The following is a 24,533-nucleotide window of genomic DNA, read 5'->3' as shown; positions in this document are numbered from 1 at the left end:
GGGCACCAAAGAGGTTTCGGCGCTCGCCGTAGTTCCGCACGCCTCGGGAAAGCGTCCACTGCTCGTTCGTCGGGCGAACCTACAATGAAGGCGCTTACAGAGCGTGCCGAACCGTCGAATTCTCTTCACTCGGATGCGGGGCTGCTGTTGATCTCCGTGGTCGCCACACTTGTCGGTGGTCCGCACGCCGCATGGAGGAATGCCACCGGTGGGTCCGCGATCAGCTCCGTCCCGTCACGATGCCACGGCGGTGTGCTTTCTCGACGTCGCCGCGGATCTCCTCGACGGCTACCTGCGGGCAGAGCCGTTCGACGAGGACGAGTCGAACCGCCTGCGGCACATACGGTTCCCCGCCGCGCTTGACTGGTTGCGCGTCGAGGACGTGATCCGGCTGGCGCCGTCCTGGGGCCAGGGCGCGAGCCGGCGGGCCTTCTTCAGCCGCTGGCCGACACGCGCGGAGTTCCTGCCGGACGCGGTCGTCTACGCGCTGCTGCGGGAATACGAGACCCCCGTGGTCGATCCGGCCGCACCGCTTTCCCGCGTCGTCATCAACACCGCCGACGAGCTTCTCGCCGACCTCGTGCGCCACCCGCGGAGCTTCCTCATCCTCCACCTCGGTCCGCTGCTGCCGCGGCACCCGCAGCTGTCCGGCGCGCTGGTGCCGGCCTCGCGCGCGGCCACCACCGTCTGGCACGGCATCTACCGCCGGCTCGCCCAGGGGCAGGACCTCGTCATGCGTCCGGAGTGGACTCATCACCGGATGTCGTCGGTGCTGCAGGCGATGCTGGACGGTTTCGTGCTGCGCCACCGGACCCACCCGGACGAGCAGGCGGCCAACCGCTGGAAGGGCGCGAGCGTCCTCGCCGACGCGATCATCGCGTTCCTGCTCGGCGCGGTCGACTGGGACCTGACCGGTCAGCCCGGGCGTGCCGCATTGGACCTGCTCGCCCGGCCGTGACGGGTCCATGATGGTCGCATGACTGGGCCCATGACACGGCGCGCACTCGTCCTCGGCGGCGGCGGGATCACCGGGATCGCCTGGGAGTGGGGAATCCTGGCGGGGCTCGCGGCGGGCGGTGTGGATCTCGGCGACGCCGACCTCGTCGTGGGCACGTCCGCCGGCTCGGTGGTCGGCGCGCAGGTCGCGAGCGGGCTGGACCCCGAGGAGCGCTACCAGGTGCAGCTCGCCCCACCGGACGGCGAGATCGCCGCGGCGTTCGGGCCCGGGCTGCTGCTGCGCTACGGGTTCGCGATGGTCGCCGGCCCGCGGGCGCCGCACAAGGTTCGGGCGCGGATCGGCAGGCTCGCCGCGCACGCCGGCACGGTGCCGGAGGCGGACCGGGTCGACGTGATCGAGTCCAGGCTGCCGGTACGCGAGTGGCCGGACCGGGCGCTGCGGATCACCGCGGTCGACGTCGAGACCGGCGAGTTCCGCGTCTTCGACCGCACCGCCGGGGTGCCATTGGCGCGCGTGGTGGCGGCGAGCTGCGCGGTGCCCGGCGTCTGGCCACCGGTCACCATCGATGGCCGGCGCTACATGGACGGCGGCGTCCGCTCCGGCACGAACGCCGACCTCGCCGCCGGCTACGAGCGGGTCGTCGTGCTCGCGCCGCTCCCCCACGGCATGGGCACGGGCGCGGCCCGGCTGGTCGAGCGGCTGCGCGCGAGCTCGCGGGTGGAGCTCGTGACCCCGGACGCGGCAGCGCGCAAGGCGTTCGGGCGCAACCTGCTCGACCCCGCCCGGCGCGCGGGTGCCGCGCGGGCCGGCCGCACGCAGGCCGCCTCCTTCGTCGACCGGGTGCGTTCGGTATGGACGTAGGCCGTGCGAACACATCGAGCTACTCTGTGTGTTCACTGACGGTCGAGCTCCTTTGTGAGGACGAGAGCATGGATACGCCGACGAGGTCACCGAGCCAGATTCCGGTGGGCGTGGACCCGACCCGGCCGAGCATCGCCCGCGTGTACGGCGGGTTCCTCGGTGGGAAGGACGTGTACGACGTCGACCGGCAGGTGATGAACAAGATCAACGCCGCGGTGCCGGAGGCGGTGGACATCGCCCGCGGCAACCGTGGCTTCCTCAACCGCGCGTGCCGGTTCCTCGCCGTCCAGGCCGGCCTCGACCAGTACCTCGACTGCGGGTCCGGCCTGCCGACCGCGGAGAACACGCACGAGATCGTGCAGCGCTACAACGACGAGGCACGCGTCGTGTACATCGACAACGACCCGGTGGTGCTCGCACACGGCCGGGCGCTGCTCGAGAGCAACGACAACGTGCACATGGTGTCCGCCGACATCTTCGTGCCGCCCGAGGTGCTGGAGAACGAGACCGTGCTGCGCGGCATCGACTTCTCCCGCCCGGTCGTGCTGCTGCAGGTCGGCACGCTGCACCACCTCGAGGGTGACAGCGGGCCGGCGGTGATGAGGCAGTACATCGACGCGCTCGCGCCCGGCAGCTACGTCGTGTTCTCGCACTTCTTCGACCCGGAGGTGCCGGAGCTGACCGAGATCGCCCGGCGCATCGAGAATATCCTCGTGAACGGGCCGATGGGCGCGGGCCGGTTCCGCACCCGCACGGAGATCGTGGCGATGCTGGAGGGACTAGAGCTGATCAAGCCCAACGCGCTCGCCGAGCCCGGCCCGGCGCCGTGCGACGAGTGGTGGCCGGACGGGCCGCGGCTGACGCCCCTGAGCGGTGCGGCGCGATGCATCGTCGGGGCGGTGGGGCGCAAGCCATGAGCCAGCCGGCGGGAGACACGGTTCGCGTGCGGTACATCGTGCACGACGTCGACGCGGCGCTGGCGTTCTACACCGGCCTGCTGGGGTTCACCGAGGTCATGCACCCGGCGCCGACGTTCGCGATGCTGGCCCGCGGCCCGCTGCGGCTCGTACTGTCGGCACCCGGCGGTCCGGCCGGCGGCGGTCAGGCCATGCCGGACGGCCGGGCCCCGGAGCCCGGTGGCTGGAACCGGATCTCCCTCGACGTCGAGGACGTCGAGGCCGAGGTCGCCCGGCTGCGCGAGGCGGGCACGGTGTTCCGCAACGACGTCGTGACCGGTGTGGGCGGCAAGCAGGTGCTCGTCGACGATCCGTCGGGCAACCCGATCGAGCTGTTCCAGTCCACCAGGTGACCCGATGGAGCCGGGTGACCTGATCGCGGACCGGTACCACATCGTCTCGCTCATCGGGGGCGGCGGGATGGGGGTCGTGTGGCGCGCCCACGACGAGCGGCTCGACCGCGCGGTGGCGGTCAAGGAGCTGCTGCTGCACGCCGCGCCCGACGACCCGAAGGCCGAGGAGGCCAACACTCGCGTGATCCGGGAGGGGCGGATCGCGGGCGGGCTGCGGCACCCCAACGCGATCGCGGTGTACGACGTCGTCGCGCACGACGGGCGGCCGTGCCTGGTCATGGAGTACCTGCCGGCGGAGAGCCTGGGTGCGGTGATCGAGCGGGGTGTGCTGCCGCCGGACGAGGTGGCGGCGATCGGCGCGCAGGTCGCCGGTGCCCTGGCGGAGGCGCACGCGGCGGGCATCGTGCACCGGGACGTCAAGCCGGACAACGTGCTCATCACCGAGGACGGCACCGCGAAGCTCACCGACTTCGGGCTGTCCCGCGCGGCCGGCGACGCGCGGGTCACCGCCACCGGGTTCATGCCCGGGACGCCCGCCTACCTCGCGCCCGAGGTGGCCGGCGGCCAGGAGGCGGACGTCCGGTCGGACGTGTTCTCCTTCGGCGCCACGCTGTACGCCGCGCTGGAGGGCGAGCCGCCGTTCGGGGTGGACGAGAACCCGATCGCGATGCTGCACAAGGTGGCGGCGGGCGACGTGCGTCCGCCGCACCGGGCCGGGCAGCTCTCCGGGTTGGTGATGTGGCTGCTGCACCGCGACCCGGCGAAGCGCCCTGACATGCGCGGCGCGCTCGACGCGCTGGCCGCCGCGGTCCGGGGAGAGCCGCTGCCGGAGTACGAGCCGCGGACGCCCACCTTGGTGCTGCCCGCCCGGCGGGTGTCGCGGCGCACCGTCGTGGCCGGGACCGCCGCGGCGGGCCTGGTGGCCGCCGGTGTCGCCGTGGGCGTGCTGATCGGCGACCCGGAGTCGTCCGGCGCGCCCGCGCCGGGGCCGGCCACGGCCTCCCCGACGACCACGCCGTCCTCCCCGCCTGTCCCGGTATGCGTGGCCCGGTTCGAGATCACGAACTCGTGGCCGGACGGCTACGAGGCCGAGGTGACCGTCCGCAACGACGGCGACGCGACGATCACCGGCTGGGCGGTCCGCTGGACGATGCCGGACGGGCACGAGATCAACAACGTGTGGAACGGCGTGGGCGACGAGGAAGCCGTCGAGGGGGTCACGTCGGTGACGGTCACGAACGCGGAGTGGAACATGACGGTCCCGGTGGGCGGCTCGACGTCCTTCGGAATGACCGTCGACGCGGCGAACGAGTCACGCGACGCACCGCCCGTCGACTGCGAGGGCACCTGAGCGCGGCCCGGCCCCGGCTGAACGGCCTGGAAGGACGCCTTCCAGACGCTGAGTGTCCGGATGGCGTCCTTCCAGGCGGATACCGCGCTAGCTGGGATCACCTGTCCCGTCGTAGTGCGACTCACCGAACGCACGTACGCCGAGGTAGTATTTGCCCGCCATGTCGATACAGCTGTACCGCAGCGGGTTGTACTTTCCGAATTCGGCCTTGCAAGCCTTCACGAGGTTGACCGCGAGTCGTTTGTCGCAATCCAGCCGGTCCGTGCTGCTATCGCTGCTGTAGCAGTTGTCGTGTTTGTCGCAAGCCGGCCGGAAGTTGGCCCCGAGGTACGAGTCCGGCACCTTGGTACAACCGTCCCCGTAGGCCAGCTTGGCCGGCGCCCGAACCGTTTCCACCACACCACCGCCGGTGGACGTGGTCGTAGCCCCCGCCGTTCCGGCACCCAGCACGACGAGCGCCAGGACACCGACGACAACACCGGCGAATCGCATTCTTGACATTTCCCCACTTCCTTTGCACTGGAATCTCCGCGCTGAGGAATTCCCCAAGGAGCACCATCCCGTATCGGGCAGCATCACCGTTCGGAAAGATAACAGCACAAATCGCGTTGGCGATGGGAAATGCGCACCCGTCCACTCTTGTGAGTGGCGAGGACCAACTATTCCGGGCACCGCACGAGCCTGGAGTTACCGCACGTGCATTCTTGCCGGACTCAGGAGCCCAGCTCCGCGCGCAGCAGGCGCGCCGCCTCGGCCATGGCACGCAGCTTGCCCTCCGCGGACTCGCGGGGCAGGTACTTCATCCCGCAGTCCGTGGCGATCACGAGCCGCTCCGGCGGCATCCGGTCGAAGGCCCGCCGCACCCGTCCCGCCACCACCGACGCCGGCTCCACGTCGTGGTCGGACAGGTCGATCACGCCGAGAATGATCGTCTTCTCGGACAGGTCGGACAGCACGCCGAGGTCCAGTCCGGACTGTGCGGTCTCGATCGAGATCTGGTCCACCGGGCAGCCGGCGAGCTCCGGGAGGAACGAGTAGCCGGAGGGCCGCTCGTGGATGATCGCCGCGTAGCCGAAGCAGATGTGCACCGCGGTCGTGCCGGTGACAGTGCTGGCGACACCGTCCAGCGCGGCGTTAAGGGCGGCCAGGCCGTACGCGCGCGCCGCGTCGGGGCGGGCCTGCATGTACGGCTCGTCGATCTGCACGATGTCCGCGCCCGCGGCGAACAGGTCGCGAACCTCCGCGTTGACCGCGGCCGCGTAGCCCATCGCGGCCGCCTCGAGGTCCGGGTAGTGGTCGTTCTGCGCCTGCTGGCTCATCGTGAACGGGCCGGGCACGGTCATCTTCACGACGTGCGTCGTGTTGGCGCGCAGGAACGCCAGGTCGCCGACCTCGACCGGGCGCGATCGGCGGATCGGGCCGGTGATCCGCGGGACCGGGTTGGGATGGCCGCTGCGGTCGAGTGCCGTGCCGGGGTTGTCCACGTCGACACCGTCGAGCTCGGTGGCGAAGTGGTTCGAGTAGCTCTCCCGCCGGATCTCGCCGTCGGTGACGATGTCCAGGCCGGCCCGCTCCTGGGCATGGATCGCGAGCAGCGTCGCGTCGTCCTGGGCCTGGGCGAGGTACTCCGGCGCGACCCGCCACAGCTCCTTCGCCCGCACCCGCGGCGGAAAGCGCCCGGCGAGCTTCGAACGGTCGATCAGCCACTCGGGTTGGGCGTAGCTGCCGACCAGCGACGTCGGCAGCAGGGGCAACGAAGGCACGGGCGCTCCTCGATGTCAGGGCGGTCCGGAGTGGGTCGCCCTGACATCGTCGGCCAGCGCCGCGGGTGGGGCAATGCTCCGGGTACCACGGTTCCCGCGCCAGCGGGTTGCCGCAGCGGAGGGTCGCCGCGTCAGACGCCGGTCCCCGCCCGCGCCGGGCGCACGTTGTGCCACCGGTTGAACACGTTGTCCGGGTCGAGCTCGGCCTTCAGCTTCGCGAGCCGCCGGTAGTTGTCCAGCCCGTAGCCGGCCACCACCCGCTCCTCGCCCTCGTCGCCGATGAAGTTGAGGTACACGTCGCCGGTCGACCACGGGCGGACGTCCGCCTGGAGGTTGCGCGCCCACGCCCGCGCGCGGTCGTCGTCGGCCGGGTCGGACCACAGGCCCAGCGGGTGGACCATCCACGAGTCGTTCCGGCTGAAACCCGGCCACGCCGCGCCACGCGCCACCGCGCCGCCGAGCGGCAACAGGAGGTGCTGCGACGGTGACGGGACGATCATGTCGTAGGCCCGCTCGCAGAACCGGTCCAGCGCCTCGTCCGGGAGGTCCTTCAGATGCTCGGCCGACCAGTAGTTCCGGTACCCGGGCGGGTCGTCGAGCATCGACTGGAACTCCACGTAGGGGATGTCGGTGATCAGCCGGCCTTCCGGCGCCATGGCGAGCAGCGGGGCGATGAGCTCACGCAGCTCGGCCTCGGGACCGCAGTAGGTCACCAGCACCACGGCACACAGCGTGCCGTGCAGGTGTGCCGGCACGAACTCCTCGGCCGGGCCGGTGAGATAGATGAGCCCGCCGCCGGCCTCGTCGGGCGCGTCGGCCAGCAGCGACCGGTACGCCGTGGCGACCGCGCGGCTCTGGTCCGCCGGCCACACCAGCAGCGCCATCGAGAAGTCCGGCAGCTCGTGCAGCCGCAGCGTGAACGCGGTCGCGATGCCGAAGTTGCCACCCCCGCCGTGCAGCGCCCAGAACAGCTCCTGGTTCTCCTGCTCGTTCGCGGTCAGCCGGCGGCCGTCGGCGGTGACGAGGTCGACCGAGAGGAGGTTGTCGCAGGCGAGGCCGAACTTGCGCTCGATCCAGCCGGATCCGCCGCCCAGGGTCAGCCCGGCGACGCCGGTCGTGGACACCCGGCCACCGGTGGTCGCGAGGCCGTGGTGCTGGGTCGCCCGGTCCACATCGGCCCACACCGCGCCGCCGCCGACGCGCACGGTGCGCTGGTCGGGGTCGACCCGGACGTCGTCGAGCCGGCGCAAGTCGATCACGAGCCCGCCGTCGGCCAGGCTCGCGCCCGCGACGCTGTGCCCGCCGCTGCGGATCGCGACGTCGAGGCGGTTCATCCGGGCGAAGTCGAGCGCGATCGGGATGTCCGCGGCGGTCTCGACCTGGGCGATCACCTGCGGCCGGGCGGTGATCATCGAGTTGAAGACGGCACGCACGTCCTCGTAGTCGGCGTCCGAGGTGGTCACGACCCGACCGCCGAACCCCGCGCGGAGAGCATCGATCGACGCCGGTTCGAGCAGATTTCTCGTCATGCGCAGCTCCTAGCGATTCCCCGATAGTCGGGGGTCGCGGGAGTTCGCCGACCCGTTACGGAAACGCCGTCCGAAAGTCCTTGACGAACCGGGAGCTTGTGCGGGCGATCACCTGGGCCAGGCGGCGACGGGGCCGTCCCAGGACCAGTGCGGCATGGGCAGCCCGGCCGCCGGCGGCTCGTCTCCGTAGGACAGCACCTCGTCCACCGCGGCCCTCATGTACGCCCGCATCGCCGCGCGGAACTCGGGGTCCTCGGGAAGCCCGGCGTCGTCCATCGCGGCGACGAAGCACTCGTAGAACCGGCGGCCGAGGTCGGTGATCTCCCCCTCGCCGCTGTGCATGCGCATGACAGCCGAGTGGTCCCCGCACGACTCGGAGAACCGCGGCGGGCCGCCGAGGACCTCCGCCCAGTAGTGGGCCAGCCGCTCGACGTGCCGCGGGTGCTGGTCGGGATGGGAGAACGGGTGGTTCAGCTCCGGGTCGGCGAGGCAGCGCGCGTGGTGCGCCGTGGCGAGGGCCAGGAACGCGGGCTCACCACCGGCGAACTCGTACAGCGTCGGACGCACGCGGGCAGGCTCGCACACGGTCGGGGTGAAACGCCAGCCTCACGCTCCGGCGCGGACGACGTGTGCGGCGATGCGCCCGCGCGCGTCGAGCCAGCCGTGGTCGCGGGCGTAGTCGAGCATGCGCTCGTACGGCTCGCGGCGGTGGTCCGCGTCGTACGCGCCCAGCTCGCGCAGCCACGACTCCTCGACCCACGCCTGGTCGCCGGTCAGCTCGAGCCGGCCGGCCAGCGCCGCAGCCGCCGCCTCGGCGCCGACCGCCAGCTCCACCGCGAAGTCCGCGTAGTCGTCCGGGGCGACCAGTCGCGCCCGCACCGCTGCGGCCTCAGCCTCCACCCGTATCCGCATCGCTCGACGATCGCAGGCCGGGCGTGGCACCGGCCACCGCGTGCGTGCGTGGTTCGCCCGCCCGGGCCTGCGCGAGCCGGACGACCACGTGCCCGACCACGTGATCCACCGGAATGGCCCCGAAGGCCCGTGAGTCGAGGCTGCGCTCGCCGTCGCCACGCACGTAGATCCGGCCCGCGGAGATCGTCTCGCCCTCGCCGCCCGGATCGCCCGGCACCGGGTCCCCGGCGACCGCGACGACCCGCTTGATCAGGTACGAGTACGGCCCGGGCATGCCGTCCGGCCGCCGGCACACGACCACCTCGCCGCGCCGGACGGTGGGTCGCAGGGTGCGGCGGATCGTCAGCACCGTGTCGCCGGACCGGAAGGTCGGCGCCATGCTCGCACCCTCCACTTTGATCACGAGCAGCGCCAGCCGGGCGGCGCCGATGCCCGCGGCCAAGCCGGCCAGTACAAGCAACCCCTGTCGCACAGTTCAAACAGTGTATCGACCGATCAAGAAAGACACCGTGCCTCCATTCGGTTACAGAATTTCCATCTGCCCAGCTCAGCCGCCACGGATCGTTGACCGTCACCAGTTCCGTACCTACCTTTGATGCCCGCCGAACGGGGAAGGGACCGGCGCATGCGTAACCAAGGCATCGGCTCGTGGACCGCCCGCCGGGCGCGGATGTCGCCCGACGCCACGGCAGTGGTGGCCGACGGTCGCAAGTGGACATACGCCGGGCTGCACCGGCGCTGCACCAGGTTGGCACACGCACTCGCCCGCGTCGGCGTCGGCAGCGGGGACCGGATCGCCTACCTCGGGCCGAACCACGGGGTCTTCCTGGAGACGCTGTTCGGCGCCGGCATGCTCGGCGCGATCTTCCTCCCGCTCAACTCCCGGCTCGCCCCGGCCGAGCTGGCCTACATCATCGGCGACAGCGGCACGACGGTGCTCGTGCACTCCCCCGCACACCGGGAGACCGCGACGGCCCTGCGCGACGTCGTGCCGCACGTGATCGACTTCGACACCTACGAACGGCTTCTGGCCGACGCCCCGGAGGACCCGCTCGACGAGCCGGTCGACCAGGAGGACATCGCGGTCGTCATGTACACCTCGGGCACCACCGGGCGGCCGAAGGGCGCGGCGCTGTCCCACGCCAACATCCACTGGAACAGCTTCAACGTGCTCATCGACGTCGACCTCACCAGTGCCGAGGTGACCCTGGTGAACGCGCCGATGTTCCACGTCGCCGCGCTCAACCAGACCGTGCTGCCGACGCTGCTCAAGGGCGGAACGGTCGTGCTCATGCCGGCCTTCGACCCGGCACGCTCGCTCGAGCTGATCGCCGAGCACCGCGTCACCTACCTGTTCGGCGTGCCCGCGATGTTCCAGGCCATCGCCGCCTCGCCCGGCTGGGCGGACGCCGACCTGGCCTCGGTGCGCACGATGATCTGCGGTGGCGCGCCGGTGCCCGAGCAGGTCATCACCACCTACCAGGCGCGCGGGCTGACCTTCCTGCAGGGCTACGGACTCACCGAGTCCGGGCCGAGCGCGCTGTTCCTGCGTGCCGGGGAGAGCCGGCGCAAGGTCGGCTCGGCCGGCACGCCGTGCTTCTTCACCGACGTGCGCGTGGTCGGCCCGGACGGCGCCGACGTCGCACCGGGCGAGCCGGGCGAGGTCGTGGTTCAGGGCCCGCACGTCATGCACGGGTACTGGGACAAGCCCGCCGAGACCGCGGCCGTCCTGTCGGCCGACGGCTGGCTGCGCACCGGCGACGTGGCGGTCGGCGACGGCGAGGGGTACCTCTACATCCGCGACCGCATCAAGGACCTGATCATCTCCGGTGGCGAGAACGTCTACCCGGCCGAGGTGGAGGACGCGCTCCGCCAGCACCCGGCCGTCGCGGACTGCGCGGTCATCGGCGTCGCGCACGAGACGTGGGGCGAGGTCGGCCGGGCGGTCGTGGTGCTGCGCGACGGGGCCGGCGTCGAGCCCGCCGAGCTGCGGGAGTTCCTTGCCGCGCGGATCGCGAGGTACAAGATCCCGGCGTCGGTCGTGTTCGCGACCGAGCTGCCCCGCACCGGGTCGGGCAAGGTACGCAAGACCAGGCTGCGGGCCACCTACGGCGACGGCTGACGTACTACAGGTCGTTGCCCGCCACGGACAGGTTGAAGCTGCGGGTGGCCAGCGGGAAGTCGGCCACGTCCGTGCCGGTCAGCGCCAGCGGCAGGGTCGCCCAGTTGACGAAGCTCGGGTCGACGACCTTGGCCCGCGTGAGGGTGCCGTCCGCGGACAGCTCCACGCGGTGGGTGATCGTGCCGCGCCAGCCCTCGACGATGCCCACGCCGGTCGCCGGTGCGATGCGGCGGGCCAGCGGCGGCTCGGCCGTGTGGTCGAAGCCCTCCTCGGTGAGCGCGGTGATGAGCCGGACCGAGTCGGCGAACTCCGCCGCCCGGGCGAGGAACCGCGACAGCACGTCGCCGTCCATGCGGTCGTACGCGCGCGGCGGGTCGCCGGGCAGGAACGGGTGGTCGTGGCGCGCGTCCACGGTCAGGCCGCTCGCCCGCGCCACGTAGCCCAGCGCGCCGTGCTCGCGCGCCCGCGCCTCGGTCAGCACCGCGGTGCCGGTGAACCGGTCGACCACGACGCTGCTGTCGAGCACCAGCTCCACGACCTCGGCCAGGTCGGCGGCGAGCGACTCGAGCCGGCCCGGGTCGGGCAGGCTGCGCACCGTCACCCCGCCCGGGTGGACCGCGCCGCGGAGCAGCCGGTGGCCGGTCACGGTGTCGTTGAGGCGCAACAGCTCCTCTCGAATCCGCTGCGCGTGCGCGTCCAGCATGCTCTGCCCCGCGTGGCCGCACAGCGCGCCCAGGTCGCCGGCGTGGTTGTACAGCCGCTCCAGCTCCAGCAGGACCGCCCGGATCCGCTGGACGTCCGGCGAGACCCGGTGACCGCTCGCGTCCTCGACGGCGAGGCAGAACGCCAGCGTGTGACCCACGGCCGTGTCGCCGCTGATCCGCTCGGTCAGCTCCACGGCCGCGGCGGGCACGCGGCCGTGGAACAGCCGCTCGATTCCTTTGTGGACATACCAGAGCCGGCCGCCGACCGCGGTGATCCGCTCGCCGTCCACGGTGAGGCGGAACTGGCTCGGCTCGGTCACCCCGGCGTGCACCGGGCCGAGGGAGACCTCCGCCTCGTCGATCGGGGCCGGGACCTCGGCGGCGGCGAACTCCGGTGGCTCACCGGCACTCGCGAGCATCGGGTACCAGCCGCGCGGCCAGTGCCCGTGGCGAACCAGCCGTCGCGGCATCGGGTGGCCCACCGTGGCGATGCCGAACAGGTCGTGCAGCTCGCGTTCGAACCGGCCCGCCACCGCGGACATGCGCGCGAGGCTCGGCACCCTCGGGGTGTCGCGGGGCACCGGGACCGCCAGCTCGACGCGGCGGTCCGGGTCGGCCGCGGTGAACAGGTACACCGCCCGCAGCCCGGTGTTGCCGACGTCCTCGTGGCCGGCGACCAGGGCCACCCGGTATCCCTTGTCCAGCAACGACTTCGCCCGCGCCGGCAGGTCGTCGGGGCTGATCGTGAGCGCCGTGCGGTGGTGGCCGACCGGGTCGCCGGGCGGGCCGGGCGTCGGTGTGATCCGTGCGGTCATGGTGCCCCCACAAGCGTGCCGGTGACCGGTGTGCCTACGAGTGTGTCCGCGGCCAGCCGCAGCAGGGTGGCGAGCGGCTCGGCGGCCACGCCGAGGGCCGCGCACACGACCAGCCCGCCGAGCAGCGTGGCGGTGGTGGACGCGGGCAGCGGCTGGCCCGCGGTGGCCGCGCCGGGGCTGTCGGGCGGATCGCCGAGCAGCATGCGGCTGGTGTGGGCGATCAGCGCCACCGCGATGACGAGCACGCCGACCAGCGCGATCGCGACGAGCCAGCCGAGACCGGCCGCGAACCCGGCGCGGGCGATGCCGAGCCCGCTCGCGAACAGGCTGAACGGCGGCAGCCCGAGCAGCGCGAGCACCCCCGCCCCCACCGCCGCGGCCAGCATCGGGTGCCGGGCCGCGAGCCCGCGCACGCCATCGGTCCGGCTCGTGCCGGTGAGCTGCCGGATCCGGCCGGCGCCGAGGAACAGCACGGCCTTCGCGAGCCCGTGCCCGAGCAGGTGCAGCAGCGCCGCGGCGAGCGCGAGCGGGCCGCCGATGGCCGCGCCGAGCGCGACGAGGCCGAGCTGGCCCGTGCTCGAGTAGGCGAGCATCCGCTGGTAGTCGCGCTGGGCCAGCAGCAGGGAGGCGGCCACGAGGAGCGAGACGACCGCGAGCGCCGCGAGCAGCACCCGGCCGAACGTCGGCCCGAGCACCACGTCGGCGACCGCCTTGACCCGCAGCATCGCGTAGGCGGCGACCGGCAGCAGCACACCGGAGAGCAGCGCGGCCACCGGTGCCGGCGCCTGGCCGTGCGCGTCGGGCACCCACGCGTGCAGCGGCGCGAGCCCGGCCATCGTGCCGAACCCGACGACGAGCAGCACGACCGCGATCCGCACACCGTCCACATCGGACCCGGCGTGGTCGAGGAGCACGATGCCCAGCAACGCGAGCGCGAGGCCGGCCGAGCAGATCACGACGAGCTTCCAGGCCGCCTCGGCACCCGCCCGCCCGGCTCCCTGCCCGACGAGGAACCCGGTGACGAGGACGGCGGCCTCGATCGCCACCCACAGCAGGCCGAGGTCCGCGGCGAGCACGGCCAGCACGGCCGATGCGAGGAACAGCTGGACGGCCGCGCAGTGCCAGCGCGCGGTCCGCTCGGTGGCGCGACCGGCCTCGACCTCGGCGGCGAGGTGGGCGGGCGTGGCGGCGGTCGCGAGCAGCGCCACGGCGCCGACCACGACGAGCAGGAACGCGGTCAGCGCGTCCGCCCGCAGCACGCCGGCCGCCGCGGTGTGCTCCCCCGCCCCGACTACCTCCACGGCCGCGCCGATCGCGGCGGCCAGCACCAGGCCGGCACTCGCCGCGCCGGCCCACGCGGTCGCCGGCCGCCAGCCGAGCACGGCGTACGCGATCGCGCCGAGCAGCGGCACGACGAGCGGCGCGAACATCCACACGGTCATCATGAGTCCCGCAACTCCCGAAGCTCGTCGAGATCGATGTCGCCGACGGTCTCCCGCGTGCGCGTGGCGGACAGGCGCAGGATCACCAGCACCAGCAACACGTCCAGCGCCACGCCGACCTGCACCAGCAGGCCCAGCCCGGCACCGGTGAGCAGCGTGACGGCGGTGATCCCGTTGTCCATCAACAGAAGTCCCGCCAGCTGCGGCAGCGCGCCCCGCCGGGTGGCCAGCACGAAGAAGCCGATCAGCACGACGGCCACACCCACCGGGATGGCAGCGCTCGCCGGGGACGGCGCCCGCTCGACGAACGGCCGGGACACCACGAACGCCAGCAGGGTGAGGCCGGCCACCGCGAGCAGCGACACCGCCCCGCCGGCCAGCGGCCCAGGCTCCGGGCGCGGCGGACCGGCGGACGCCCGCCGCATCAGGTAGGGCAGCACGACCGCGCGCAGCACCAGCAGCCCGGCGGCCACCGCCCACAGCTGGACGGACACCTGGTAGACGGCCAGGACCGCGCCGAGCCCGGCCAGCGCCACGCCCTGCAGGACGAAGGCCCGGACCACCACGGCGAGCCGGTGGCGCCACAGCGCGAGCGCCGCGGTCAGCAGCAGGGCGCCGCAGGCCAGGTAGAGCAGCTGCGTGTACAGCGAGTCGGTCACTGTCCCGCCTCCCGTTCCGCCTCTCCGGAATTAACTGCTGTGGTCGCCTTGGGTTGGTGCCTTCCGGTTGAGCACGTACTTGTGGCTGGGTTGCGTCCCGTTCCCCTTAGGTGCGGTTTCATGTCATTCCCCTCAGGCCAGGAAGAACGAGGCGGAGACGGCCAGCAGGGCGAGCACGAACGAGCCGGCCAGCAGCTCCGGCACCCGGACCAGCCGCAGCCGGGCCACGAACACCTCGGCGACCGCCACCAGCACGCCGAGCACGCCGACCTTGACCACGAGCGCCGCCACCCCGACGAGCACCGTCCCGGCATCCGCCCCGCCCGCGTCACTGGTCGCGATCCCCCACGGCACGAACAGGTTCGCGAGCAGGCCGAGCAGGACGGTCAGCCGCATCGCGGACGCCAGCCGGACGAGCGCGAGGTCCGGGCCGGCGTAGTCGAGCTCGGTGGCGCCGTGGATCATCGTCGCCTCCTCGCCCGTGGCCGGGTCGTCCACCGGCCGCCGCCCGGTCTCCGCGACGATCGCGACGACGAGCGCGGCGGCGGCGAGCAGGCTGCCGGGCGAGATCACCCGCATTGGGTCGTCGAGCGTGGCGGACACGATCTCGCCGAGGTTCGTGGAGCCCGCACGCGTGGCCAGCGCCAGGACCGCGACGAGCAGCGTCGGCTCGGCCAGCGCGAGGATCGTCAGCCGCCGACCCGCCCCCAGCCCGCCGAACCCGGTGCCGGTGTCCAGCCCGCCGAGCACCAGCGCGACCGCGCCGAGCGCCAGCAGCGCGACGACCGCGAACAGGTCCGCCGCCGCGCCCACGGCCGACTCGGCCGCGACGAACGGCGCCACGACGGCGACCACGACCGTGGTGGCGAGCAGCAGCAGCGGCGCCGTGCGGAACACCTCGCTCGTGCCGCCCGGGTCGACCGGCTCCTTGCCGAACAGCTTGCGCAGGTCCCGGTACGGCTGCCAGATCCCGGCGCCGACCCGGCCCTCGAGCCGCGCGCGGACCTTGCCGAGCACGCCGACCAGCAGCGGCGAGCCGGCGACGATCAGCACCGGCTGCGTGATCCCCGCGATCACCCCGAGAGCACTCACCGTGTCACCGCCAGAAGTAGGAGCAGCCCGCAGACCGCGAAGAATCCGTAGCCGACGTAGCGGTGCACGCTGCCGGTGGCGAGCAGGCGCCCGGCCCGGCCCCACGCGTCGAGCGCCGCGAGCGCGGGGCGGTAGACGCGCCCCTCGGTCCGCGCGGAGACGTACCCCGGCACGGCGAACGTCGTGGCCCGGCGCGGCGCCGGACCAGCCCCACCGTCCCATGTGGACACCGCACGGCGCGCGGCCGAGCGGCGGGCGAGCAACCTCGCGGCGCCGATCGCCAGCGCGAGCGCGGCCGCCAGTGCGACGGCGACGATCAGCGGCGACAGCGTGCCGGCCAGCCCGGCCAGGCGCACGGTGATCACGCCGGTCACCACCGGGTCCCCGGCTTGGTCGGCTCCGCCCAGCACGCTCCCGCTCGCGGTGCCGAGCGCGGGCAGCACGAGCGTCGGCGCGAGCGCGAGCACCAGGCACGCCGCCCCGCCGAGCCCGAGCCCGGCGAGGACGGCCGGCGGGCTCTCGCTCGCCTGCTCGGCCGCCGCGCTGCGCGGCCTGGCGAGGAACCCGATGCCGAACGCCCGGCCGAACGCGGCCACCGCGAGCCCGACGGACAGCGCCACCGCGGCCAGCGCGACCGGCACGGCCATGCCGACGGACATCCCGCCGTCCTGCGGCGCGTGGACCAACGCCTGCAGCAGCAACCACACCGACACGAACGCGGTGCCGGGCGGCAGGGCCGACGCGGCGAGCGCACCCAGCCCGAACGCGGCCGTGGTCGCCGGCATCTTGCGGCGCAGCCCGCCGAGCGTGTCGAGCTCGCGGGCACCGGTCGCGCGCACCACCGACCCGGCGGCGAGGAACAGCGTGCTCGTGACCGCGGCGTGGCCGAGGACGTGCAGCAGCGCGGCGGTCAGCGCCAGCCCGGCCGCCACGCGGTCGCCGGCGGCCGCGAAGAGACCGGCCGCGCCGACGCCGACGAGCACCAGGCCCAGGTTCCCGATCGTCGTACGGGAGAGCAGCCGCTTCAGGTCGGTGCTCGCGGCCGCTCGCAGCAGCCCGGCGACCGCCGACAACACACCGAGCCCGACCACCGCGAGCCACCACCAGCGCGGGCCGCCGCCGAGCAGGTCGAACCCGACCCGGACGATCCCGTAGCCGCCCAGCGTCACCATGGCCGCGGACATCAGCGCGGACACGTGGCCCGGCGCCTCGGTGTGGGCCCGCGGCAGCCAGACGTGCAGCGGCACGATCCCCGCGGCGGACGCGAATCCGGCGAGCGTCAGCAGGAACGCGACCCCGCGCACCGCGCCGGACGGCTCGGCGTCGCGCAGCGCGGCGAAGGAGTCACCGGCCGGTCCGGCGAGCATGAGCAGTCCACTGAGGACGGCGAGGAAACCGAGCTGGGACATGGCCGCGTACCACCGGCCGGCGACCGCCACCTCGGGATCGCGCCGGTGCTCGACGAGGACCAGCACCAGCGAGGTGACCGCGACGAGCTCCCAGCAGAGGAGGAACGTGCCGACCCCGCCGGCCGCGGGCACCAGCAGCATCGCCACCACGAACAGTGGCACGATCGCCTGTGCCACCCGGGATCCCGCGTGCCCGCCGTCAGGCCCGATGTCACTGCCGACCGCGTAGACCCCGGCCGCGACGGCGACCGCGCCGACCGCCGTGAGGAACGGCCCGGACAGCGCGTCCAGCTCGATCGTGAGACCGGACAGCGGCAGCAGCCCCGGCACGGACGCGTCGTAGGGCTCGCCGGTCATGGCCGCGATCCCCGCGACGACACCGGCCAGGCCGGTGACCGCGGTGCCGAATCCGGAGACCGCAGCGCGGAGTTCCGGCCTGAGCACGTAGTCCGGCAGCGACCCCGCGAGCGCGGCGAGCACCCCGGAGATCGCCGCGACGGCAAGGAAGGTGGCGGCCAGCGACACTACCGAGTTCATCGCCCGGTCAGCCTTCGCAGGCCCTCGGTGATGGCCTCGGGCCGGGGCGGGCAGCCCTCGATCTCCAGGTCCACCGGCACGACGTCACGCACGGCGCCGGTGACCCCGTAGGCGTCGGCGAACACGCCGCAGTTGCGCGCGCAATCCCCGACCGCGATCACGGCCTTCGGCCCGGGGACCGCCTCGTGGGCGCGGCGCAGGGGCTCGGCCATGTTGCGGGTGACGGGACCGGTCACCAGCAGGGCATCCGCATGCCGCGGCGAGGCGACGAGCCTCGCGCCGTAGCGCTCCGCGTCGTGGACGGGTCCGAACGCGGAGCCCACCTCCACCTCACAACCGTTGCAGGAGCCCGCGTTGACGTGCCGGACCTGCACCGAGCCGGAGAACTCGGCGGCCACCGCGAGGTGGCCGTACCCGGGCCGCCCCGGATCGCGCTCGGCCACCCGTCCGGTCCTGAAGATCCTGCGCAACAAACCGAGCATGCGTGCTCCCGCGTCGATCCGGTGATCTCCTGAGGGCAGGCGGACACAGTACCGATCGCGAGCAACCGGCGGTCAACGCCCCGGCGGGCGATCGTCGCTTTCCGCTACCATTCGATTACCGCATCTCGTGGTTTGGGCCGTCGACATGGTCAAGAAGCGAAGACGTCGTGGTGGCGTCGAGGAGCATCACGTCCTCTCCACCACGACCATCGCACTCTGGGCAGCGGGGCTGCTCCTCACCGCCGCTGTCATGGTCGTCGTGCTGTGGTCGCTGTTCGGCACCGGCGACGCGGCCGACTCGGCCCGCCTCGACGTCATCCGCACCGCGGCGACCATCGTCGTCGGCACCGGCGGCGCGGCCGCGCTGCTGTTGACCGCGCGCCGGCAGCGGGTCACCGAGCTGGACGTCAAGCAGAAGGACCACGACGCGACCGAGCGCCGGCTCACCGAGCTGTACGGCAAGGCCGCCGACCAGCTCGGCAGCGACAAGGCACCGGTCCGGCTCGCGGGGCTCTTCGCCCTGGAACGCCTCGCGCAGGAGAACCCCGCGCACCGGCAGACGATCGTCGACCTCGTCTGCGCGTACCTGCGGATGCCGGCGAGGCCGCCCACCGCGCCGCCGTCCACCCCGCCACGGCTGCGCGGCCGCGGCGGCGGTTCCGGCGAGGAGGGCGAGGTCCGGGCAGCGGCGATGGAGCTGCTCGCGAAACACCTGCGGCCCGGTCCCGGCGACCCGTCGCCGACCTTCTGGCCGGACATCGACGTCAACCTGTCCGGCGCGACGCTCGCCAGGCTCGTGCTGACCCACTGCGTCGTGCGCACGGCCCGGTTCGCGGGCACGACGTTCGTCGGTCCGGCGACCTTCCGCGGCACGACCGTCGAGCGGGCGGCGGACTTCCGCGACGCGCGCTTCCTCGGCCTGGCCGACTTCCGCCGAGCGAGCCTCGGCGACGAGGGAAAACCCTTCCGTGGCGCCAGTTTCGAGGGCGAGGTCGACTTCGGGACGCAGACGAGGGCGACCCTCGCGGGCGCGCGGACCCGCACCGACCGCGAGCCCCATCGCCGCTGGCCGGCCGGCTGGGTGGAGCACGGCATCCCCGAGCAGCGGTCGTGGGCGACGCTGGTTCCCGTGCCACGCAAGGAAGATCGTCCGGAACCACCCGCCCGGTGACGGCGTCTTCCCTTACGAGCAACCACGACACCTCGAGGGAGGTGCTCCCCGATGTTCGAACCGCAGAACGCATACCCCGCGCGGCGATGCCACGGACAGCGCGTCCGGGGACGCCGACAGCTCCTCGACAGTCGTCGCACGGCTTGGGGGTCGTGACCGCGTCGTCGGGCCGCCGGCCGACCCCGGACTCACCGCTCGCGGCGAGTCGGATGACCGGGCCCGGCGAGACCCACGGCTTGGTGGCCGGTCTGGCCTCCCGGACCCGTCATCCGACCCGTCGTCCAGCACGACGTCAGCCGGTGCGGGGCACGACGAGCCCGGACTCGTAGGCGCACACCGCCGCCTGGGCCCGGTCGCGCAGGCCGAGCTTGCGCAGCACCCGGCTCACGTGGGTCTTCACGGTCTCCTCCCCCACGACGAGCCGGGCCGCGATCTCGGTGTTGGACAGGCCTTCGGCGATCAGCCGCAGCACGTCGGTCTCGCGCGGGGTCAGCGCGGCCAGCTCCGGCGCGGCCGGGCGGGGGCGCAGCCGGGCGTGCTCGGCGCGGCCACGTTCGCCGCCGGGCTGGTCGCGAGCTTCGGGGCGTACCTGCTGGCGTCGCCGATCCTGCGCTCGAACGGGCTCCGGCCCGGCTCACTCACCGACGGCCCGGTGCTGCGCGCGGTCGTCGGCACCGCCGCGCTGCTGGCCGTGGTCGCGGTGTTCAGCCTCGGCGTGGCCACGATCCTGCGGCGCAGCCTCCCGGCGGTCACCGTGGTGCTCCTGCTGCTGCTCGTGCCGCAGATCGTCGCCACGGGGCTCCCGGTGGCGGCGGCCGTGTGGGTGGAGCGGCTCACCCCCACCGCCGGGTTCGCCATCCAGCAGACGATCCGAACCTACGACACGGCTATCGGCCCGTGGGCGGGGTTCGGCGTGCTGTGCGCTTACACGGCGGTCGTGCTCGCGATCGCGGCCCGGCGACTCGCCCGGCGGGACGCATGAGGCACGCGCTGCACGCCGAGTGGACCAAGCTCCGCACGCTGCCGTCCAACGCGTGGCTCGCGCTCGCGATCGCGGGAGCCACGGTGGCGGCGAGCGTGGCGGTGGTGTGGACCGTGGACACCTCGCACTGCCCGTCGCCCGCGGAGTGCTTCGAGGACACCACGCGGCTCAGCCTCACCGGTGTCCGGCTCGGCCAGGTCGCGGTCGTCGTGCTCGCCGTCGGCATCATCGGCGGCGAGTACGCCACCGGGCTCATCCGCGCCACGCTGGCCGCCTGCCCGCAGCGGCGGACGGTCCTCGCCACGAAGGCGGCGGTGCTGACCGCGACCGTCGCGGTGGCGGGCGCGTTCGGGGTGGCGGGCGCGCTGCTCGCGGGCCGGATCATCCTGCCGGGCAACGGGTTCAGCGCGGCGAACGGCTACCCGCCGCTGTCGGTGACGGACCCGGCGACGCTGCGCGCGGCCGCCGGCACGGTGCTCTACCTGGTGCTGGTGGGCCTGCTGGCGCTCGGCGTGGCGGTCGCCGTCCGTGGCACGGCGGCGGCGGTCGCCGGGGTGCTGTCACTGCTCTACCTCGCGCCGGTGCTCACCGAGCTGGTGGCCGACCCGGACTGGCACGACCGGCTGGCGAAGCTCGCACCGATGACGGCCGGGCTCGCGGTCCAGGCGACCCGCGACCTGGACCGGCTGCCGGTCGGGCCGTGGGCAGGGCTGGGCGTGCTCGCCGCGTGGGCGGCGGCCGCGCTGGTCACCGGCGGTGTGCTGTTCGCCGCCCGCGACCAGTAGTCACTTGACCTCGGTCTGTGGCGGGGGTGGGCCGTGGATGTCGCCCTTCTCGATCTTGCCACCGAACTTGTCCTGCAGTGGCGAGATCTCCGCCAGGGTGTTGCCGGTCACCAGCCACCGCTCGCCGACGAGGTAGACGCCGCCGTACCACTTGGAGTGCTCAAGCCATGCGCGCTGGCCCTTTGCGGTGTCGAAGTCGGTGAGCACGTGCTTCGTGCCGTTGACCTCGCACCAGGCCAGCCGGTAGTCGGCGTACTTGCCGCCGAGCTGGGGTTCGCAGCCCATGCCGCTGGCCAGCTCCTGAACGGTCATCGGCTTCGAGGGCTTGCTGGGCAGGACGGACACCGGGACCTCGTCGCCGTGGCCGGTGCCGTGCCCGCCCGACGCGGAGGACGAGCCGCCGCAGCCGGCCAGCAGGGCCGCGGCGAGCGCCAGCACGGGCAGGCACGCCGGCACCACCCACCGGCGGCGCCGGGCATCTCTCGGGCATGCGACAGCTGCGTACCTCACGAACTCGTATACGGAGCCGGCCTACGTTTCGTTCAACGCGGGCGCCCGTTTGTGAGCACCGCCGCCGCCAGCACGACCGCGCCGACCAGCAACATCAGCCAGCCGCCGGCGACCAGGCCGGCCGGCACGCACAGCAGCGCGGCGGCCGCCGCCACGAGCCGCGACCACGGCCACGCCGTGGCCAGGCTGCGGTGGAACGCGGCCAGCCCCACCAGGTACGCCGCCAGGCCGAGCGGCATCAGCCACAGCTCGAAGTCGTGCAGCGGCTCGGTGAAGTAGGTGATCGCCTTCTTCATGCCGACCGCCGCCGTCGTGACGCCCACGATCATGACGAGGTAGGCGTAGCCGAACGACAGCAGCGCGGCCGGCCCGCGCCGCTGCGGCGGCATCGCGTCCAGCAGCCGCTCGCTGTCGCGGTCCTCGCGATCGAAGTAGATCCACCACATGCCCGCGCTCACCACGAGCGCCAGCACCGAGCCGAGCACCAGGGTGAGCGCGTCGCCCCGCTCGGAGGCGACCGCGCCGACGGCGATGATCGACTCGCCGAGCAGGATGATCAGCGCGAGCCCGTGCCGCTCCACGAAGTGCCCGGCGCCGACCACGAACCCGCCGATCCCCACCAGCTGGGGCGACACGTAGTGCAGGACCGCCGCCCCGAGCAGCACCCACGGCCGCGCGGGGGGCGGCACCACCCCGGCGACCACGACCAGCACCGCGCACGCGAGGTTCACCGAGCCGAGCCGCACGATCGCGGCCCGGCCGGAGGTACCGAGGAACGCGGCCATGTGCACGGCGACGACCGCGAGGTAGGCGAGCCCGAAGACCAGCCCGAACGGCCCCTCGGCGAAGAAGCGGGGCACCGCGAGCGACATCACGAAGTAGGCCGCCATGCCGGTGAGCAGCAGCAGCCGCGGGCCGGTGCGCGCCAGGTCCAGCGCGTTGGTGAGCCAGGCGTAGCCGCCGTACATCCACCAGATGATCGCCAGCAGGACGGCGGTCCGGCCCAGGCCGCCGACCGTGGGCGCCGCCGTCAGCACCGCCGCCACCTGCGTGATCGCGAAGACGAACACGAGGTCGAAGAACAGCTCGAGGGTCCGCACCCGCTCGGCCGGCGCGCTCACCGCTCGCGATGTGCTCATCGCGTTGATCGTAAGGGTCGCCGGGAGCGGAGCGAACCATCAACACTGCGGGCAAATGCTGCGAGCAAATAAGGTCGAGCCGGACGGATGGGAGGTCCGACGTGGCACGCTACGGAGCCCAGCACGGCCCGGACATCACGTTCCTCGGCGTGCCCGCTGCGACTGGGCCGATGCCTCGACCCACGCGGGTGCCGACGTGGTGATCCTGGGCGCGCCGTTCGGCGGCGGCACTCGCACCGGCCCCGGCACCCGGTTCGGCCCGCAGTACATCCGCCAGTCGTGCTACCCGCCGCACGACGGCTCCACCTGGGACCCGGCGCGGCCCCTGCTCGCGGATCGACCGGACCGCCATGCCTGACGACCCGGCCTCGGACGACTACCTGGAAGTGCCCCCCGAGGTCCTGGCCCGGCTGCGCCCGGTCTGCCTCGGGCTACCCGAGGCCTACGAGGAGCAGGCTTGGGTCGGCACCCGGTGGCGGGTCCGCAAGAAGACGTTCGCGCACGTGCTTCGGGTGACCCCGGGGCGGCCGCCGGTGCACGCGAAGGAGGCGTCCGTCGACGGGCCGAGCACCGTGCTGATCTTCCGATCGCATGGCCCGGAGCTGAGCGTGCTGACCGACACGGGCTACCCGTTCTACCGGCCGCAGTGGGGCCGGGATGTCGTCGGCATGATCCTGCACGCGGACGTCGACTGGACCGAGGTCGCCGAGCTCGTCACCGAGAGCTACTGCGTGCAGGCGCCGCGGAAGCTCGTGCGCCTGGTGGACCGGCCGGGCGTCTAGATCACTTCGCCGGGCCCGGGTCCGGACGCAGCACCGACGGCAGCCGGCACTCGGGGTGCAGCCGCAGCAGCTGGTAGGCGACACCGGCGGCACCGGGCAGCAGGCCGGGCACGAACACGTCCCGCGCCAGCCCGGTCACCACGCCGAACTCCTCGACCGCGCCGACCACGTGTGCGTCCACAGTCGACCGGTCGAGCCCGCCCGGGCCGAGGTCGCGCGCGATCGCCTCGGTGACGATCTCCCACACGCCGAGGTCACCGTGGCAGAGCGTGTGGTTCCAGCCGACGCCCTGCTCCCAGGAACTCGCGGCGGCCACCCGGACGGTCTCCCGCCAGTCGTCGGCGTACGGCCCGCCGAGCCCCAGCAGGTCGACCGCGGCCACACCGATCCCGGCGCCGCCGTGACACCACGCGCCCCCGACGCGGCCCTCCTCGCGCAGGTCCCGCCAGCCGCCGCGCTCGGGGTCGTACAGCGTGCGCTCGTAGGCGAATGCGGCCGCGGCGGTGTCGGCGTGCGCCTGTTCGCCGGTCACGTCCGCGAGCCGGGCGAGCGCCCAGCCGATCCCCGTCGCGCCGTGAGCGAAGCCGCCGACGCCCTCGGGGAACCGGTCGGTGGGCCAGCACACGGTGTCCACTTCGGACTCCGCGGCGGCCGGGGTGGCCGCCGCCACGAGCGCATCGCCGAGCTCACCGGCGAGCTCGGCCCAGCGCCGGTCCCGGGTGTGCTCGGCGAGGCGCAGCAGCGGGACTATCGCACCGGCCCGGCCGGCCAGCACGTCGTGGGCCGGATGCTCGGCGGCCGCCCGGGAGACCTGCCCGGCGAGCGCGGTGGCCCACTCGAGCGCGTCGTCGCCGACCGCCCCGAGGCGACGCAGCAGCAGCCAGGCCCAGATGCGCGAGCCGAGGCCGAGATAGCCGCCCGCGAGCGGCGGCCCGCCGGTCGCCCGCTCGGCCAGGCGCATCGTGCGCATCGCGGAGCGCAGCACGCGGTCGAGGCCGGGTACCTCGTCGGCTCGGCCGGCGGCCTGCTCACGCAGATAGCCGGCGGCGAGCACGGCCACGCCGGCGGTGCCGCCGTACAGGTCGCCGGACAGGGGCCGCGCCGACCAGCCGTCGTGGTCGAGGACCGGCGCGACCCAGGTGACCGTGCCGTCCGGGCCGGTGATCGCGGCGTCGACGACCTGGCCGGCGACGACCGCGGCGAGCGCGCGGCGCCGGCG

26 protein-coding genes and 1 pseudogene are annotated in these 24,533 nt (G+C 73.5%); 11 read left to right on the top strand and 16 right to left on the bottom strand.

Annotated features, from left to right (window positions below; translation table 11 throughout):
- Nucleotides 1–250 precede the first annotated feature (250 nt).
- From ACRDTB_RS09695 to ACRDTB_RS09675, 5 genes are all read left to right on the top strand, one after another.
- Entirely contained in the window at nucleotides 251–958 is a 708-nt protein-coding gene (locus tag ACRDTB_RS09695; RefSeq protein ID WP_431429696.1) for a hypothetical protein, read from the top strand.
- A gap of 18 nt (nucleotides 959–976) precedes the next feature.
- On the top strand, nucleotides 977–1,819 hold the full coding sequence (locus ACRDTB_RS09690; protein WP_431429695.1) for a patatin-like phospholipase family protein: 843 nt from the start codon (nucleotides 977–979) through the stop codon (nucleotides 1,817–1,819).
- 68 nt (nucleotides 1,820–1,887) lie between these two features.
- On the top strand, nucleotides 1,888–2,736 hold the full coding sequence (locus ACRDTB_RS09685) for an SAM-dependent methyltransferase (protein WP_431429694.1): 849 nt from the start codon (nucleotides 1,888–1,890) through the stop codon (nucleotides 2,734–2,736).
- Complete coding sequence (locus ACRDTB_RS09680; RefSeq protein ID WP_431429693.1) at nucleotides 2,733–3,128, top strand: VOC family protein; 396 nt, start codon at nucleotides 2,733–2,735, stop codon at nucleotides 3,126–3,128. Before ACRDTB_RS09685 ends, ACRDTB_RS09680 begins: the two co-directional genes overlap by 4 nt.
- A gap of 4 nt (nucleotides 3,129–3,132) precedes the next feature.
- On the top strand, nucleotides 3,133–4,479 hold the full coding sequence (locus ACRDTB_RS09675; protein ID WP_431429692.1) for a serine/threonine-protein kinase: 1,347 nt from the start codon (nucleotides 3,133–3,135) through the stop codon (nucleotides 4,477–4,479).
- 87 nt (nucleotides 4,480–4,566) lie between these two features.
- On the opposite strand, the gene ACRDTB_RS09670 is transcribed toward ACRDTB_RS09675, so the two are convergent.
- From ACRDTB_RS09670 to ACRDTB_RS09645, 6 genes are all read right to left on the bottom strand, one after another.
- The gene (locus ACRDTB_RS09670) at nucleotides 4,567–4,971 is read right to left on the bottom strand and encodes a phospholipase A2 (protein WP_431429691.1); all 405 of its coding nucleotides are present in this window, start codon (nucleotides 4,969–4,971) and stop codon (nucleotides 4,567–4,569) included.
- A gap of 221 nt (nucleotides 4,972–5,192) precedes the next feature.
- Nucleotides 5,193–6,242 carry a 5-methyltetrahydropteroyltriglutamate--homocysteine methyltransferase gene (locus ACRDTB_RS09665; protein WP_431429690.1) on the bottom strand — a complete coding sequence of 350 codons (1,050 nt, stop codon included), beginning with the start codon at nucleotides 6,240–6,242 and terminating at the stop codon, nucleotides 5,193–5,195.
- Nucleotides 6,243–6,373: 131 nt separating this feature from the next.
- Nucleotides 6,374–7,771, bottom strand: a complete 1,398-nt coding sequence (locus tag ACRDTB_RS09660) for an FAD-binding oxidoreductase (protein ID WP_431429689.1) — start codon at nucleotides 7,769–7,771, stop codon at nucleotides 6,374–6,376.
- A gap of 108 nt (nucleotides 7,772–7,879) precedes the next feature.
- On the bottom strand, nucleotides 7,880–8,338 hold the full coding sequence (locus ACRDTB_RS09655) for an oxidoreductase (protein ID WP_431429688.1): 459 nt from the start codon (nucleotides 8,336–8,338) through the stop codon (nucleotides 7,880–7,882).
- Between the two features lie 39 nt (nucleotides 8,339–8,377).
- A complete protein-coding gene (locus tag ACRDTB_RS09650; protein ID WP_431429687.1) occupies nucleotides 8,378–8,683 on the bottom strand; it encodes a hypothetical protein in 306 nt (101 codons plus the stop codon).
- Nucleotides 8,661–9,155 (bottom strand): S24/S26 family peptidase, encoded by a 495-nt coding sequence (locus ACRDTB_RS09645; protein ID WP_431429686.1) that lies wholly within the window; start codon nucleotides 9,153–9,155, stop codon nucleotides 8,661–8,663. The genes ACRDTB_RS09650 and ACRDTB_RS09645 overlap by 23 nt, the downstream gene beginning before the upstream one ends.
- A 153-nt stretch (nucleotides 9,156–9,308) precedes the next feature.
- On the opposite strand from ACRDTB_RS09645, the gene ACRDTB_RS09640 reads away from it, so the two are divergent.
- Complete coding sequence (locus tag ACRDTB_RS09640; protein ID WP_431429685.1) at nucleotides 9,309–10,805, top strand: acyl-CoA synthetase; 1,497 nt, start codon at nucleotides 9,309–9,311, stop codon at nucleotides 10,803–10,805.
- 4 nt (nucleotides 10,806–10,809) lie between these two features.
- On the opposite strand, the gene ACRDTB_RS09635 is transcribed toward ACRDTB_RS09640, so the two are convergent.
- From ACRDTB_RS09635 to ACRDTB_RS09610, 6 genes are all read right to left on the bottom strand, one after another.
- Nucleotides 10,810–12,324, bottom strand: a complete 1,515-nt coding sequence (locus tag ACRDTB_RS09635) for an NADH-quinone oxidoreductase subunit C (protein ID WP_431429684.1) — start codon at nucleotides 12,322–12,324, stop codon at nucleotides 10,810–10,812.
- On the bottom strand, nucleotides 12,321–13,769 hold the full coding sequence (locus ACRDTB_RS09630; RefSeq protein ID WP_431429683.1) for a proton-conducting transporter membrane subunit: 1,449 nt from the start codon (nucleotides 13,767–13,769) through the stop codon (nucleotides 12,321–12,323). The genes ACRDTB_RS09635 and ACRDTB_RS09630 overlap by 4 nt, the downstream gene beginning before the upstream one ends.
- A complete protein-coding gene (locus ACRDTB_RS09625) occupies nucleotides 13,766–14,425 on the bottom strand; it encodes a hypothetical protein (protein WP_431429682.1) in 660 nt (219 codons plus the stop codon). The genes ACRDTB_RS09630 and ACRDTB_RS09625 overlap by 4 nt, the downstream gene beginning before the upstream one ends.
- Before the next feature lie 132 nt (nucleotides 14,426–14,557).
- Nucleotides 14,558–15,517: a respiratory chain complex I subunit 1 family protein gene (locus tag ACRDTB_RS09620; protein WP_431429681.1), complete on the bottom strand. Its 960-nt coding sequence runs from the start codon at nucleotides 15,515–15,517 to the stop codon at nucleotides 14,558–14,560.
- Nucleotides 15,514–17,463 carry a proton-conducting transporter membrane subunit gene (locus ACRDTB_RS09615; protein ID WP_431429680.1) on the bottom strand — a complete coding sequence of 650 codons (1,950 nt, stop codon included), beginning with the start codon at nucleotides 17,461–17,463 and terminating at the stop codon, nucleotides 15,514–15,516. The genes ACRDTB_RS09620 and ACRDTB_RS09615 overlap by 4 nt, the downstream gene beginning before the upstream one ends.
- Nucleotides 17,460–17,945 (bottom strand): NADH-quinone oxidoreductase subunit B family protein, encoded by a 486-nt coding sequence (locus ACRDTB_RS09610; protein ID WP_431429679.1) that lies wholly within the window; start codon nucleotides 17,943–17,945, stop codon nucleotides 17,460–17,462. Before ACRDTB_RS09610 ends, ACRDTB_RS09615 begins: the two co-directional genes overlap by 4 nt.
- Before the next feature lie 145 nt (nucleotides 17,946–18,090).
- Here ACRDTB_RS09610 and ACRDTB_RS09605 point away from each other — a divergent pair, with 145 nt between their 5' ends.
- Complete coding sequence (locus tag ACRDTB_RS09605; protein ID WP_431429678.1) at nucleotides 18,091–19,116, top strand: pentapeptide repeat-containing protein; 1,026 nt, start codon at nucleotides 18,091–18,093, stop codon at nucleotides 19,114–19,116.
- Nucleotides 19,117–19,408: 292 nt separating this feature from the next.
- On the opposite strand, the pseudogene ACRDTB_RS09600 reads toward ACRDTB_RS09605, so the two are convergent.
- A pseudogene (locus ACRDTB_RS09600) lies at nucleotides 19,409–19,645 on the bottom strand (response regulator transcription factor); the annotation flags it as partial.
- Between the two features lie 6 nt (nucleotides 19,646–19,651).
- Between ACRDTB_RS09600 and ACRDTB_RS09595 the strand changes: the two are divergent.
- Both ACRDTB_RS09595 and ACRDTB_RS09590 read left to right on the top strand, forming a co-directional pair.
- Complete coding sequence (locus tag ACRDTB_RS09595) at nucleotides 19,652–20,098, top strand: hypothetical protein (protein WP_431429677.1); 447 nt, start codon at nucleotides 19,652–19,654, stop codon at nucleotides 20,096–20,098.
- Nucleotides 20,095–20,883, top strand: coding sequence for an ABC transporter permease (locus ACRDTB_RS09590; RefSeq protein ID WP_431429676.1), 789 nt, complete (start codon nucleotides 20,095–20,097; stop codon nucleotides 20,881–20,883). Before ACRDTB_RS09595 ends, ACRDTB_RS09590 begins: the two co-directional genes overlap by 4 nt.
- Here the strand turns inward: ACRDTB_RS09590 and ACRDTB_RS09585 are convergent, their stop codons facing one another.
- The gene (locus tag ACRDTB_RS09585) at nucleotides 20,884–21,393 is read right to left on the bottom strand and encodes a hypothetical protein (protein ID WP_431429675.1); all 510 of its coding nucleotides are present in this window, start codon (nucleotides 21,391–21,393) and stop codon (nucleotides 20,884–20,886) included.
- 32 nt (nucleotides 21,394–21,425) lie between these two features.
- A complete protein-coding gene (locus ACRDTB_RS09580) occupies nucleotides 21,426–22,532 on the bottom strand; it encodes a low temperature requirement protein A (RefSeq protein WP_431429674.1) in 1,107 nt (368 codons plus the stop codon).
- Between the two features lie 196 nt (nucleotides 22,533–22,728).
- On the opposite strand from ACRDTB_RS09580, the gene ACRDTB_RS09575 reads away from it, so the two are divergent.
- A complete protein-coding gene (locus ACRDTB_RS09575) occupies nucleotides 22,729–22,890 on the top strand; it encodes an arginase family protein (RefSeq protein ID WP_431429673.1) in 162 nt (53 codons plus the stop codon).
- Complete coding sequence (locus ACRDTB_RS09570; protein WP_431429672.1) at nucleotides 22,883–23,314, top strand: MmcQ/YjbR family DNA-binding protein; 432 nt, start codon at nucleotides 22,883–22,885, stop codon at nucleotides 23,312–23,314. The genes ACRDTB_RS09575 and ACRDTB_RS09570 overlap by 8 nt, the downstream gene beginning before the upstream one ends.
- Before the next feature lies 1 nt (nucleotide 23,315).
- Here the strand turns inward: ACRDTB_RS09570 and ACRDTB_RS09565 are convergent.
- A partial coding sequence (locus tag ACRDTB_RS09565; protein ID WP_431429671.1) for a lanthionine synthetase LanC family protein occupies nucleotides 23,316–24,533 on the bottom strand: 1,218 nt, incomplete at its 5' end.

The sequence above is a fragment of the Actinophytocola sp. genome (assembly GCF_050699935.1).
In the GTDB taxonomy this organism is placed as follows: Bacteria; Actinomycetota; Actinomycetes; order Mycobacteriales; family Pseudonocardiaceae; genus Actinophytocola.
Note: the sequence above shows the minus strand (reverse complement) of the source record. Positions and strands in the feature narration are given on the sequence as shown.